Below are 12,165 nucleotides of genomic sequence, written 5' to 3'. Positions count from 1 at the left end.
GCGGGGCTCGGCCCCGCCGCCCTTACCTGTTCTTTACTATTGCGCCATGAACGAACAGTCGGGGCAGGCCTGTTGGGAACGACGCACGCAACGGCCGTTGCTGGTGCTCGCGGTGGCGTTCGCCGTCGCCTACGCCGTGCCGATCGTGGACAATCCCGCCGATCAGCTCCTGACGTCCCTGTGCACGCTGACGGAGTGGGTGGTGTGGGGAGCGTTCGCCGTCGACTACCTGATGCGGCTCGCGCTCACCCGGCACCGCCGGGAGTTCGTACGGTCCCACTGGATAGACCTGTGCGCGGTCGTCCTGCCCATGCTGCAGCCGCTCCGGCTGCTCAGGATGGTGGCGACGCTGCTGCTGGTGGGGCGGCGGGCGCGGATGGCCTCGCAGATCCGGCTGACGACGTATGTCGGCGGTGCGGTGGTGGGGCTGCTGATGTTCGGCTCGCTCGCGGTGCTGTCCGTGGAGCGGGAGTCACCGCGGGGGAACATCCGGACGCTGGGTGACGCCGTCTGGTGGTCCTTCACCACGATGACGACCGTGGGGTACGGGGATCACGCGCCGACGACCGGGCTGGGGCGGATGATCGCGGTCGGGCTGATGCTGTCCGGGATCGCGCTGCTCGGTGTCGTCACCGCGAACATCGCGGCGTGGTTCATCTCGCGCTTCGAGAAGGACGACGTGGAGGAGCGGCGCCAGACGGAGGCCATCACCCATCTGGCGGAGGAGGTGCGGCTGCTGCGGGCCGAGGTGGCGGCGCTGGTCTCGCGGGAGGAGCAGCGGCGCTTTTAGGCGGGGGCCTGGGGGCGGGGGCCTGGGGGCGGTGCCCCCAGTACCCTCGTACCCTCAGAAGAACCCGTTGCCCATCGATGCCGGCCCGGCCAGCCAGACGAGGGCCAGCAGGGTGTCGATGGCGCCCAGGACAACGGCCACCAGGGCCGGGATGTTGCGGTCGGAGGACCACTGACGGCCCATGGAGAGCCAGCCGCAGACGACTGCGACCGGGCCCAGGATGATGCCCAGGACGAAGAAACCGGCGATCGCGCAGATACAGCCGATGATCCCGAGCGTGGCGCGGTCCGGCCCGCTCCGCTGCCACGTCCGGCCGCGTGAACGGGGGTACCCGCGCGTTCCGTGCCCGAAGCCCGCCATCATCAACTCCTTGATTCTCTTGGACAATTCGGGTTCGGAAGTGCGGGTACCCCGGTTCCGCGTCCGCAGACCTGCGCGCTGCCCCCCTCCGGCAGCGCGCCGCGGTCCCGGGCGTCCTCCCATGCCCTGCGGAGGACTTGACCCACTGTGACCTGCGGCGCGTGCCGGGGGCGAGGAATCTTGAGCGGAGTCACCCTGAAGAGGGAACTCCGCCCGGCGGCGAGGGTGGTCTAGATGTGGCCGACGCCCGCGCCCGCCTCCGCGTTCTCGCCGCGCTTGGTGAGCAGGGCGACCAGGATGGCCACCGCCGCCACGCCCGCGGCGACCAGGGACGCCAGGCTCATGCCGGAGATGAAGGTGTCGTGCGCCACGCCGGTGATCTTCTCGACCAGCGGCTGGGGCGTGCCCTTGGCCACCGGTGCCACACCGACCTGAACGGCCTCGGAGGCCTGCCCCAGTTGGGCGGGGGTGAGCCCCGGCAGGCCGGCGTCGGCCCAGTTGCCCGGCAGGTCGCTGTCGACCTTGGAGGCCATCACCGCGCCCAGCACGGCCGTGCCGAGGCTGCCGCCGATCTGCATCGCGGCCTGCTGCAGACCACCGGCCACACCGGAGAGCTCCATCGGGGCGTTGCCGACGATGACCTCGGTCGCGCCGACCATGACGGGCGCCAGGCCGAGGCCCAGCAGGCCGAACCAGAGGGACATCAGGGCGCTGCCGGTGTCCGTCTCCAGGGTCGACATGCCGTACATGGCGATCGCGGTGGCCGCCATGCCGCCGGCGAGCGGGATGCGCGGGCCCAGCTTGGTGATCATGGCGCCGGCCAGCGGTGAGCCGACGATCATCATCCCGGTGAGCGGGAGCAGGTGGAGGCCGGCGTCGATCGGGCTCATCCCGTGCACGTTCTGCAGGTAGAACGTGACGAAGAACAGGCCGCCCATGAACGCGATGGCCATCAGGACCATCAGGACCACGCCCGCCGACAGCGGCACCGAGCGGAACAGGCCCAGCGGGATCAGCGGCTCCTTCACCTTGGTCTCCCAGACGGAGAAGGCGGCGAAGAGCAGCACGGACCCGCCGATGAAGGCCCAGGTCCTACCATCGCCCCAGCCCCAGGCGGGGGCCTTGATGAGCGCCCAGACCAGGCAGAACATCGCGCCGGAGAGCAGGACGATGCCGGCGATGTCGAAGGACCGGGGCGCGCTGTGTTCATCGAGCGGGCTCCGCCCGAGGGCCGCACGGTGGTCCTTCAGGATCAGCACGCCGAGGACGAGGGCGAGCAGACCGACCGGCACGTTGATGAAGAACACCGACTGCCAGTCGACGTGCTCGACCAGGACACCGCCGAGGATCGGGCCGCCCGCGGTGGACGCGCCGATCACCATGCCCCAGAGGCCGATCGCCATGTTCAGCTTCTCGGCCGGGAAGGTGGCCCGCAGCAGACCGAGGGCGGCCGGCATCAGCAGCGCGCCGAACAGGCCCTGGAAGACGCGGAAGGTGACGACCGCGGCGATGCTGCTGGACAGGCCGATCGCGCCGGAGGCGCCGGCGAAGCCGACCACGCCGATCAGGAAGGTCTGCCGGTGGCCGAACCGGTCACCGAGCTTGCCCGCGGTGATCAGGGAGACCGCGAGGGCGAGGAAGTAGCCGTTGGTGATCCACTGGACCTGCGCGAAGGTGGCGCCGAGGTCCTTCTGGATCGCCGGGTTGGCGATCGCCACGATGGTGCCGTCGAGGGCCACCATCATGACGCCCACGGCCACGGTGATGAGGGTGAACCACGGGTGACCGCGCAGCCCTCCGGCCGCGGTCGGGTCCGACGGGGCTTCCGGCGCCTTGTCCCCCGGCCCCGTCGAGTCGATGGTCTGACTAGTCATACGTGCGAGGCTAATGTCAGTCGCTGACAATTGACAAAACATTCCAGTTACACGGAGAAGCACATGAGTGAAACGGGGCTGCGCGAGCGCAAGAAACAGCGCACCCGGGACGCGCTGGTGCGAGCCGCGCTCGAACTGTTCGTCGCAGGGGGGTACGAGCGGACGACCGTCGACGAGATCGCCGAGGTCGTCGGCGTCTCCCAGCGCACCTTCTTCCGCTACTTCGCCGGCAAGGAGGACGCGGCCTTTTTCGTCACCCGGCTCGCGGAGTCGCACTACGTCCGGGCGCTGCGTGAACGCCCGCCGGGAGAGGCTCCCTTGGAAGCGCTGCGGCAGGCCGTCCTGGGGAGCTGGGACACCATCGGGGAGGCCATCGAGCAGGTCGCACCGGTCGAACTGCACCTGCGCGCCCACAAGATGATCGAGGCCACGCCCGCGCTGCTCGCCGCCCATCTGCGGCGCCAGGAGGAACTGGAGGAGGAGATCGCCCGGATCGTGGCCGAGCGCGAGGGCCTCGACGTGGACGCCGACCCGCGCCCCCGGCTCCTGGTGGCCCTGTTCGGCGGAGTGATGCGGGTCACCCAACGGACCTGGTCGGTGGGCGAGGAGTGCAGCATCGAGGCGATCCGCGAACTCACCGCACGCCACCTCGACCAGGTGGGCCCGGCGTTGGCCGGAAACTGGCGACCCGTCTGAGTTCCCCGTCACACCCGGCGAAACGTGATCCCTGTCACTCGGTTACCGCGAGACCCTCTCGTTCTCTTAGTGTGTCCTCCCAGTGACTTCCTTCGACTCCTCCCCGCAACTCAATGTCTGGCGCGCGCTGCTCGCGCTGGCCGTCGTGTTCGTGATGCTCGCGACCACCGGCTGGACCGCCCTGCACGGTCACCGGAGGACGACCCCGCTGCAGGCCTCGCTGGCCGCCTGGCAGCACGGCCGCGTCGACGGGCACCGGCTGCCGGACCCCGACGAGAGCCCCACCCGGCTCGCGCGTTTCTTCGCCTCGCTCACCGCACGGCAGAGCGCCGGCCTCGCCCACCGCTATCCGCTCGCGGTCGGCAACATGAACGGCGCTCCCGTCGAGCTGCGCTACCGCGCCAACCGCGTCGCCCTGGAGAAGGCGCGCAGGGCGGACCTCGGACGCATGCACGACACCCGGCTCTCCGCGGCCGGGCAGCAGCAGGCGGGCCGCCGTATGCACCGCTTCGAGTCGCTCCTGCGCGGGGACCGTCACATCCTCGCCTTCGACCCCGACGGCTCCGGCCGGGTCGCCGAGGTGTTCGGCGACCTCGACAAGGCCGAGCGGATCTCCGTAGTCGTCCCCGGTGTCGACACCGACCTGCTCACCTTCCAGAAGACGAACCGCCAGTACACCGCGCCGGTCGGCATGGCCAAGGCCCTGTACGGGGCCGAGCGCGCGGCGAGCCGGACGACCCGTACGGCCGTGATCGCCTGGGCCGACTACACCGCGCCCAGCGGACTCGGCGTGGACGCGGCCACCGCGATGCGGGCCGAGGAGGGCGCCGTACGCCTGAACGCGCTGCTGTGGGCGCTGCCCGGCAACGCGCCCGTCTCCGTGTTCTGCCACAGCTACGGTTCCGTGCTGTGCGGGGTGGCCGCGCGCGCGATGCCGCGCCGGGTGACCGACATAGCGGTGGCCGCCAGCCCCGGCATGCACGCCTCCCAGGCCGCGAACCTGGGCACCCCCGCGCGGGTGTGGGCCATGCGGGACGCCGACGACTGGATCCAGGACGTGCCGTACCTCGAGGTCGGCGGGCTCGGGCACGGCGCCGACCCGGTCTCCCGGGCGTTCGGCGCGCGGGTGCTGTCGGCGCGGGACGCCAAGGGCCACGCCGGTTATTTCGAGCCGGGCACGGACAGCCTGCGCAACTTCGCCGACATCGGGGTCGGCGCGTACGACGCGGTGCGGTGCGCCCATGGCGATGACGGGTGCCGGGTGGGTTTGTCCGGTGTGACGACGGCCGGACGCGCGTAGAGACAGCAGGAAGTGCGGTCCGCACGGGGAGGGACGTGAGGAGTCTGTGCCGCATACGATGAGCCGCATGGGTGACGTACTGGCCGGATTTCATGCCGCCTGGGAGTTCGAGTCCGACTCCGTGCTCATCCGTTACGAGCGGGGGATCCGGACACCGAAGCTGTTCCAGTCGCTGGGTGGGAGACGCATCCCCCTGGCGGCGCTCGAAGGCGTGACGCTGACGCCCGGCAGACGCGGGACCGTCGTCCTGCGGGCCGAACCCCGCCCCGGCGCCGATCCGCTGATCGAGGCGGCGGCCGGGCAGCTGAAGGAGGCCTACGACCCCTACCGGCTGGTGCTGCCCGCCGAGCGGGAGACGCGGGCGCAGTACTACGCGGACGAGCTGCGAGCCCTGCTGACCGAGTCCGGGCCGGCCGACCGGCACCTGGTGGCGCCACCCTCGGGGCCGCTGCAGTTCAAGGGGTACGACGGCAAGGCGTACTTCGACGGCACCTCGGTGGGGTTCCGTTGGTTCTCGACCCGCGCGTCCTCGGCCAAGTGGAAGGCCGGCGACCAGAACTTCCCGGTCGCCGGCCTCGACGGGATCGAGTGGCGCTCACCCGAGGGCCTCGACGGCCATCTCCACCTCGTGCCCCGCGAACCGGTGTCGGAGCGGCCGGCGCCGCCGGACCAGGATCCGGCGGCGGTGGTGCTCGGGCTCGGTTACGGGCCGGTCCACGAGTCCCTGCCGTTCGCTGCGGCCGTGTTGGCGGCGGTGCGGGATCGGCGGCCGGGGGCCGCTGTACCCATTGCGGCGCCTGCCGCGGCGGGGCGGCGGGATCCTGCGGATGTCGCTGAGCGGATCCGGCACCTCGGGGAGTTGCATCAGGCTGGGCTGGTTACGGACGAGGAGTTCTCGTCCAAGAAGGCGGAGCTCCTGGCGGAGCTCTAGCGGGGGCGAGTGCGCGTCTGCCGAATGCGGTTCTTTGTCGGCCGCGGGTCGGTGGGGGTTGTTCGCGCCCCCGCGGCGGAGCCGCATATCGACACAGCCCCGCGTCCCTGCGGGGCGCTCCTTACTCCCGGCCGGCAGAAGTGAAGCTCATGTCCGCGTAGCGGTCTCCCGCGACCTTGGCCGCTATCGGCTCCAGGAGGGACAGTTCCTCCTCGGTCAGGACCACCCGGGTGGCCGCCGTGTTCTCCTCCACCCTCGTGGCCTTGCGGGTGCCCGGGATCGGGATGACCGGGAGGGTGTGGACCGTCGCCTGCTGCTGGACCCAGGCGAGGGCGATCTGGCCGACGGAGACGCCGTGGGCCTGCGCGATCTCGCGGATCGGCTCCAGGAGGGCCGCGTTGGCCGCCGCGTTGTCGCCGGTGAAGCGGGGCTGCTGGCGGCGGAAGTCACCGTCCGTGAGGTCCTGTTCGGCGTTGGCGAAGGAGCCGGTCAGGAAGCCGCGGCCGAGCGGCGAGTACGGGATCAGGGCCGCGCCCGCCTCACGGACCGCCGGCACCACCTTGGCCTCGATGTCACGGCTGAACAGCGACCACTCCGACTGGACGGCCGCGATCGGGTGCACGGCCTGGGCCGCGCGCAGTTCGTCGGCGGTGATCTCGCTCAGGCCGAGGTGCTTGACCTTGCCCTCGCGCACCAGCTCGGCCATCGTCCCGACGCTCTCCTCGATGGGGACGTTCACATCGCGGCGGTGCATGTAGTAGAGGTCGATGACGTCGACGTCCAGCCGCTTCAGGCTCGCCTCGACGGCCTGGCGGATGTAGGGCGGGTCGTTGCGGATGATCCGCTTGGTCGGATCGTCCGGCGGGATCGACAGGGCGAACTTGGTGGCGATGACGACCTCGTCGCGGTGCGCCTTGAAGAAGAGGGCGAGGAACTTCTCGTTCTCCCCGGCGCCGTACGCGTCCGCCGTGTCGTACAGGGTGACGCCGAGCTCCAGCGCCCGCTCCAGCGTGGCACGGGACTCCCCCGCGTCGGCGGGACCGTAGGCGAAGCTCATGCCCATGCAGCCGAGGCCCTGGACACCCACCTCCGGTCCGCCTTCGCCGAGCCGTACCGTCGGAATCCTGGCGTCGGTCATCGAGTGGTCTCCTCCTGAGCGTAGAAACTGATCTTCCGGTCGAGCACGGCGAGCGTGTCCCGCAGTTCGGCGATCCGGGCCAGCACGTCCTGGCGGGTCGCCTCCAGCAGGTCCCGCCGCTCCCCGTAGGTGGTGTCGCCCTCGCGCACCAGTTCCGCGTACCGCACCATGTCGGCGACCGGCATACCGGTCAGCCGGAGCTTGCTCACGAAGTCCAGCCAGTCCAGGTCGCGGTTGCAGTAGCGGCGCTGGCCGGTGTGCGAGCGGTCGATGTGGGACATCAGGCCGATCCGCTCGTACCAGCGCAGGGTGTGGGCGGTGAGGCCGGTGAAGGCCACGACCTCGCTGATCGTGTATCTGTCCTGGCCGTCGGGACGAGGATGCCGGCGGGGTGGGGCGGAGCAGATGTCGGCTGGGGCGTTCGCTTCCTGCTCGATGGCCGCTGGCGTGGTCTGCATCACCGTCATGGCCCCCACGCTATGACCTTGGAGTGCACTCCAAGCAAGCGGATGGCGGTAAGAAATCCGGAGGACGGACCGGGGCGCGGTCGTTAGCGTGCCGACCATGAGTCTCGTGCGCCGTGCCACGCCCGAGGACGCCGCCGAAGTGCTGCGGCTGCGCCAGGTGATGATCGACTCCGTGTTCGCCGGAGCGGCCGGCGGCGCCGCCGACTGGCACACGGAGTCCCTGCCCACCCTGCGCGCCCGACTCGCCGGGTCCGACGGGGACTTCGCGGCCTTCGTGGTGGACCACCCCGAGCGGCCGGGGGCGCTGGCCGCGCTGGTGGCGGGAACGCTGGAGTACCGGATCGGGCGGGCCGACAACCCGCACGGGCGGGTCGGGCACGTCTTCAGTGTCGCCACCGACCCCGACGCGCGACGCCGGGGGTACGCGCGCGCGTGCATGGAGGAGCTGCTGGAGTGGTTCCGGGAGCGGGGTGCCCGGCACGTCGACCTGAACGCGTCCGCCGAGGCCGAGCCGCTGTACGCGGCGCTGGGCTTCGTGCGCAAGCCCGACCCCTCGATGCGGCTGGCGCTCTGAGCCGCATAGGCTCGGGGCATGGCTTTGAGCAGCTTGGCGTCGATCGAGAACTGGCCCGTGCCGACCGCCGCGGCGGGTGTCGTGCGGGCCGACGGGACGGTCCTGGGGACCCATGGACCGGCCGGGCAGCGCTTTCCGCTGGCCTCGGTCACCAAGCCGCTGGCGGCGTACGCGGTGCTCGTCGCGTACGAGGAGGGGGCGATCGAGCTGGACGAACCGGCGGGGCCGGCCGGCTCGACGGTCCGTCATCTGCTGGCGCACACCTCCGGGTTGGCGTTCGACGAGCACCGGGTGACGGCTCCGCCCGGGGAGCGGCGGCTGTACTCCAACGCCGGGTTCGAACAGTTGGGGGACCATGTCGCCAAGGCGACGGACATCGCCTTCGCCGAGTATCTGCGGCAGGCCGTGCTGGAGCCGCTGGGGATGGCGTCGACGTCGCTGGAGGGCAGCCGTTCCCCCGCGAAGGACGGGGTGTCGACGGTGGAGGACCTGCTGCGGTTCGCGGCGGAGGTGCAGGCGCCGCGGCTGCTGGACCCCCGGACGGTCGCGGAGGCGACGCTGACCGTCCACTACCCGGGGACCAAGGGCGTGCTGCCGGGATACGGGCATCAGAACCCCAACGACTGGGGGCTGGGTTTCGAGATCCGCGACGGTAAATCCCCGCACTGGACAGGGAGTTCGTCGTCACCGCGGACGTTCGGCCACTTCGGCCAGGCCGGCACGTTCCTGTGGGTGGATCCCGACGCGCGGACGGCGTGCGTGGCACTGACCGACCGGGCGTTCGGGCCCTGGGCGGTCGAGGCGTGGCCCGTGTTCACGGACGCGGTACTCGCCGATTCGGTGTGATTTCGCGTTCCGCTACGAAGACACCCCGTGATCGGGCACATTCGGTACGTGACCGGTTACGAAGACAGGGTCCCCGGCTATCTGACCTTCCGGGTGGCCCCGCAGGAAGGGCCCATCGCGGCCTTCGCCGAGCAGGAGGCGTGGCAGGCGCGGGAGCGGTATCCCGAACTGATGGGGATGGGCCTGGCGGAGTTCTTCCACGCACGGGAGCGTGACGCGGGCGGCTGGGAGCTGTCCGAGTACGGCTCCGACACCCCGCAGGGCGCCAGGGACTCGCTCGGGTCCCACTTCCGGATGCGTGCCAGGGAAGCCGAGGACGCCGGGGACGCGGAGGCGCACAAGGCGTGGATGTCGGCGGCCCTGCGCATGGACCGGGAGGTCGTCGACGACCTCCGGGTCCGCGGCGAGCGGTTCCGGATCGTGCGGGCCTGCAAGTTCATCCGTATGGGGCGCAGCGGACCCGAACCGCCCCGGCCCTCCGATCCCGATCCCGCGGAGGTGGGCGAGGCGCACCGTGAGCGGTCGCGGACCAAGGGCTTCGTCGTCGATCCGTACACCAGCACCGGGCTGTCCGACAGCCTGCTGAAGCTGGATCTCCTGCGGCTCGTCGGGGCCGCCTCCGGCACACCGGACGACGTACGGGACGACGCACGGCGGGCCGCTCAGGCCTACCCGGGCGGTGTGCTGCTGCCGGCGGTGTTCACCGTCTCCGAGCGGGTGGACGGGGAGTGGCGGTCGCACAACCCCGGAGCGTCGCACGCCACACCGCAGGGAGCACGTGACGCCCTGGCGGCATGGCTGCGGGTGATGGCGCCGTTCACGCTGCGGCTGTCGGACGAGAAGAAGGCGGAATACGCGCGAGCGGCCGACAGGCTGGACGAGAAGCGCGGCAACAGCCTGAGCGTCGACGGGATCCGGTTCCGCGTCACCCGCGTCGAGCGGCTGGTCCGGGTCGGGCCCGAAGGCCCGGAGGGGCCCCGGCCCAGCGACTTCGACCCGGAGCCGCCGGTGGAGGTCCATGTGCGGCAACTGAAGGAGCAGGGGCTGTGGAAGGAGGAGGACGAGGACGCGCCGGTCGAACTGGACGAACGGACGCTTGAACTGAAGGCGCTGTGGGACCAGGAGGAGGTCCGCCGGGCAGCGGCCAGGGAGCGCAGGGCCGACCGCGAACGCCGCTGAGCCGGCCGGGACCGGGAGCCGCGGGCAACGCGGCCGGGGCCGCAGGTGGCAGCCCGGCCGAGGCCGCCGCGCCCGCTCACCCGGCGGTCATCTCCCACATCAGCACTTCCGCCCCCGTCACCCCGACCGCCTCCATGTCCTTGGCGTCCGAGATGCGCGCCGCGTCCCCCGGCCCCAGCCGCTCCCGCTCCAGCCGCACGTCGCCGCGCACCACGTGCACGTACACGTACCCGCCGTCCGGCACCGGCGTCCGCTCCCCCGCCGCCAGACGGCGTACGTGGAGCAGGGCGCCGGCCTCCGGGACGGCGTAGGGGGTGGAGTCGGCGATGCCGCGGACGATCTCGTAGGACGGGGTGCCGCCGGGGCGGAGAGGGGCCAGCCACATCTGGACGAAGGTCAGCGGCCCGGCGCCGGCGTTGCGCTCCATGTGGCGGACCCCGGACGCCGAGCTGAGGCGCTGGACGTCCCCGGGGCGGACGACCGTCTCGTGGCCGGTGGAGTCGCGGTGGGTCAGCTCGCCCTCCACCACCCAGGTCACGATCTCGGTGTGGCTGTGCGGGTGTTCGTCGAAACCGGCGCCGGGCGCGAGCCGTTCCTCGTTGCAGGCGATGACCGCGCCGAAGCGGAGGTTGTCGGGGTCGTAGTGCGGGCCGAAGGAGAAGGCGTGGCGGGAGTCGATCCCGGCCTCCGGATCCCCTCCGCGGTAGCGCTCCGCCGCGCGCCGTACGTCCATCACGTGGACCACCGTAGACCCGGCGGCGCAGGGGCCCGTCCCGATAAGGCAGTCTTGTCCCGTGCCCGAACCAGAAACCGGCAAGTCCGAACACGCAGCGCCCGACGTCCACCGGCACCACGCGACCCTGAGGCGGTTGGAGAAGTCCTCCGGGAACCTCGCCGCACAGGCCATCGCGCGGATGGACGAGACCCTGCCGTGGTACCGGGCGATGCCCCCGGAGAACCGTTCCTGGATCGGACTCGTGGCCCAGGCGGGCATCGCCGCCTTCACCGAGTGGTTCCGGCACCCGGACGCGCCGCAGGCGATCTCCACGGACGTGTTCGGGACCGCGCCGCGCGAGCTGACCCGGGCCATCACGCTGCGTCAGACCGTGGAGATGGTGCGGACCACCATCGAGGTCATGGAGTCCGCGATCGACGAGGTCGCGGCGCCCGGTGACGAGGGGGTGCTGAGGGAGGCGCTGCTCGTCTACGCCCGGGAGATCGCCTTCGCCACCGCCCAGGTGTACGCCCAGGCCGCCGAGGCACGCGGTGCCTGGGACGCGCGGCTGGAGTCGCTGGTGGTGAACGCCGTGCTGAGCGGCGAGGCCGACGAGGGCGCCGTCAGCCGGGCCGCGGCGCTCGGGTGGAACTCGCCCGAACATGTGTGCGTGGTGCTGGGCACCGCCCCCGACGGGGACAGCGAGCTGACCGTCGAGGCCATCCGGCGGGCCGCGCGACACGCCAAGCTGCAGGTGCTCACGGGAGTTCTCGGGGAACGGCTGGTCGTCATCGCGGGCGGCAGCGACAATCCGCTGGCCGTGGCCCGTTCGCTCATCGGCCCGTTCGCCGCCGGGCCGGTCGTCGCGGGGCCGGTGGTGCCCGACCTGCTGGCCGCGACCCGGTCCGCGCAGGCCGCGGCGGCCGGGCTGAAGGCCTGCACCGCCTGGCAGGACGCGCCGCGGCCGGTCCTGGCGGACGATCTGCTGCCGGAGCGCGCCATCGCCGGTGATCCGGGGGCGCGCGAGCAACTGGTGGAGGAGATCTACAGACCGCTGGAGGAGGCCGGGTCCGCTCTCCTGGAGACCCTGAGCGTGTATCTGGAGCAGGCCAGCAGTCTGGAAGGAGCCGCGCGGATGCTCTTCGTTCACCCCAACACCGTTCGCTACCGGCTCCGACGTGTGACTGACGTCACCGGTTGGTCGCCCTCCGATGTACGATCCGCCTTCACGCTGCGGATCGCACTGATCCTGGGGCGTCTGGCCGATGGGGATACTCAGCCCTAGGCTTTTGTCG

At 71.5% G+C, this 12,165-nt stretch carries 13 protein-coding genes; 8 read left to right on the top strand and 5 right to left on the bottom strand.

Annotated features, from left to right (window positions below):
* Nucleotides 1–46 precede the first annotated feature (46 nt).
* A complete protein-coding gene (locus tag ACFY0F_RS02635) occupies nt 47–790 on the top strand; it encodes a potassium channel family protein (protein ID WP_388787765.1) in 744 nt (247 codons plus the stop codon).
* 54 nt (nt 791–844) lie between these two features.
* On the opposite strand, the gene ACFY0F_RS02630 is transcribed toward ACFY0F_RS02635, so the two are convergent.
* A complete protein-coding gene (locus tag ACFY0F_RS02630; protein WP_388789156.1) occupies nt 845–1,150 on the bottom strand; it encodes a small hydrophobic protein in 306 nt (101 codons plus the stop codon).
* Between the two features lie 230 nt (nt 1,151–1,380).
* Nucleotides 1,381–3,024, bottom strand: a complete 1,644-nt coding sequence (locus ACFY0F_RS02625) for an MFS transporter (protein ID WP_388787762.1) — start codon at nt 3,022–3,024, stop codon at nt 1,381–1,383.
* Nucleotides 3,025–3,087: 63 nt separating this feature from the next.
* On the opposite strand from ACFY0F_RS02625, the gene ACFY0F_RS02620 reads away from it, so the two are divergent.
* From ACFY0F_RS02620 to ACFY0F_RS02610, 3 genes are all read left to right on the top strand, one after another.
* The gene (locus ACFY0F_RS02620) at nt 3,088–3,720 is read left to right on the top strand and encodes a TetR family transcriptional regulator (RefSeq protein WP_388787759.1); all 633 of its coding nucleotides are present in this window, start codon (nt 3,088–3,090) and stop codon (nt 3,718–3,720) included.
* An 82-nt stretch (nt 3,721–3,802) separates the two neighbouring features.
* On the top strand, nt 3,803–5,020 hold the full coding sequence (locus ACFY0F_RS02615) for an alpha/beta hydrolase (RefSeq protein WP_388787756.1): 1,218 nt from the start codon (nt 3,803–3,805) through the stop codon (nt 5,018–5,020).
* A 67-nt stretch (nt 5,021–5,087) separates the two neighbouring features.
* Nucleotides 5,088–5,951, top strand: a complete 864-nt coding sequence (locus ACFY0F_RS02610; RefSeq protein WP_388787754.1) for a DUF4429 domain-containing protein — start codon at nt 5,088–5,090, stop codon at nt 5,949–5,951.
* Nucleotides 5,952–6,072: 121 nt separating this feature from the next.
* Here the strand turns inward: ACFY0F_RS02610 and ACFY0F_RS02605 are convergent, their stop codons facing one another.
* Complete coding sequence (locus tag ACFY0F_RS02605) at nt 6,073–7,089, bottom strand: aldo/keto reductase (protein ID WP_388787751.1); 1,017 nt, start codon at nt 7,087–7,089, stop codon at nt 6,073–6,075.
* Nucleotides 7,086–7,556 carry a MerR family transcriptional regulator gene (locus tag ACFY0F_RS02600; protein ID WP_388787748.1) on the bottom strand — a complete coding sequence of 157 codons (471 nt, stop codon included), beginning with the start codon at nt 7,554–7,556 and terminating at the stop codon, nt 7,086–7,088. Before ACFY0F_RS02600 ends, ACFY0F_RS02605 begins: the two co-directional genes overlap by 4 nt.
* A 97-nt stretch (nt 7,557–7,653) precedes the next feature.
* On the opposite strand from ACFY0F_RS02600, the gene ACFY0F_RS02595 reads away from it, so the two are divergent.
* From ACFY0F_RS02595 to ACFY0F_RS02585, 3 genes are read left to right on the top strand one after another with little or no spacing between them, the layout of a single operon-like run.
* Nucleotides 7,654–8,130: a GNAT family N-acetyltransferase gene (locus ACFY0F_RS02595; protein WP_388787745.1), complete on the top strand. Its 477-nt coding sequence runs from the start codon at nt 7,654–7,656 to the stop codon at nt 8,128–8,130.
* 18 nt (nt 8,131–8,148) lie between these two features.
* A complete protein-coding gene (locus tag ACFY0F_RS02590; RefSeq protein WP_388787742.1) occupies nt 8,149–8,976 on the top strand; it encodes a serine hydrolase domain-containing protein in 828 nt (275 codons plus the stop codon).
* 48 nt (nt 8,977–9,024) lie between these two features.
* Nucleotides 9,025–10,155 (top strand): DUF5954 family protein, encoded by a 1,131-nt coding sequence (locus ACFY0F_RS02585; protein WP_388787740.1) that lies wholly within the window; start codon nt 9,025–9,027, stop codon nt 10,153–10,155.
* Nucleotides 10,156–10,231: 76 nt separating this feature from the next.
* Here the strand turns inward: ACFY0F_RS02585 and ACFY0F_RS02580 are convergent, their stop codons facing one another.
* Nucleotides 10,232–10,888, bottom strand: coding sequence for a pirin family protein (locus ACFY0F_RS02580; protein ID WP_388789153.1), 657 nt, complete (start codon nt 10,886–10,888; stop codon nt 10,232–10,234).
* A gap of 61 nt (nt 10,889–10,949) precedes the next feature.
* Here ACFY0F_RS02580 and fasR point away from each other — a divergent pair, with 61 nt between their 5' ends.
* Nucleotides 10,950–12,155, top strand: a complete 1,206-nt coding sequence (gene fasR, locus ACFY0F_RS02575) for a fatty acid biosynthesis transcriptional regulator FasR (protein WP_388787737.1) — start codon at nt 10,950–10,952, stop codon at nt 12,153–12,155.
* Nucleotides 12,156–12,165 lie beyond the last annotated feature (10 nt).

Source organism: Streptomyces sp. NPDC001544 (assembly GCF_042894285.1).
Classification (GTDB): domain Bacteria; phylum Actinomycetota; class Actinomycetes; order Streptomycetales; family Streptomycetaceae; genus Streptomyces.
The sequence above is the reverse complement of the archived record's forward strand: the minus strand, read 5'-3'. Positions and strand labels throughout refer to the sequence as shown.

Bases quoted from the DNA above. Each gene is read 5' to 3' on its own strand.
- ACFY0F_RS02580 (WP_388789153.1), bottom strand. From the start codon at position 10,888: ATGGACGTACGGCGCGCGGCGGAGCGCTACCGCGGAGGGGATCCGGAG.
- ACFY0F_RS02600 (WP_388787748.1), bottom strand. From the start codon at position 7,556: ATGACGGTGATGCAGACCACGCCAGCGGCCATCGAGCAGGAAGCGAAC.
- ACFY0F_RS02630 (WP_388789156.1), bottom strand. From the start codon at position 1,150: ATGGCGGGCTTCGGGCACGGAACGCGCGGGTACCCCCGTTCACGCGGC.
- ACFY0F_RS02620 (WP_388787759.1), top strand. From the start codon at position 3,088: ATGAGTGAAACGGGGCTGCGCGAGCGCAAGAAACAGCGCACCCGGGAC.
- ACFY0F_RS02610 (WP_388787754.1), top strand. From the start codon at position 5,088: ATGGGTGACGTACTGGCCGGATTTCATGCCGCCTGGGAGTTCGAGTCC.
- ACFY0F_RS02590 (WP_388787742.1), top strand. From the start codon at position 8,149: ATGGCTTTGAGCAGCTTGGCGTCGATCGAGAACTGGCCCGTGCCGACC.
- ACFY0F_RS02605 (WP_388787751.1), bottom strand. From the start codon at position 7,089: ATGACCGACGCCAGGATTCCGACGGTACGGCTCGGCGAAGGCGGACCG.
- ACFY0F_RS02625 (WP_388787762.1), bottom strand. From the start codon at position 3,024: ATGACTAGTCAGACCATCGACTCGACGGGGCCGGGGGACAAGGCGCCG.
- ACFY0F_RS02635 (WP_388787765.1), top strand. From the start codon at position 47: ATGAACGAACAGTCGGGGCAGGCCTGTTGGGAACGACGCACGCAACGG.
- ACFY0F_RS02595 (WP_388787745.1), top strand. From the start codon at position 7,654: ATGAGTCTCGTGCGCCGTGCCACGCCCGAGGACGCCGCCGAAGTGCTG.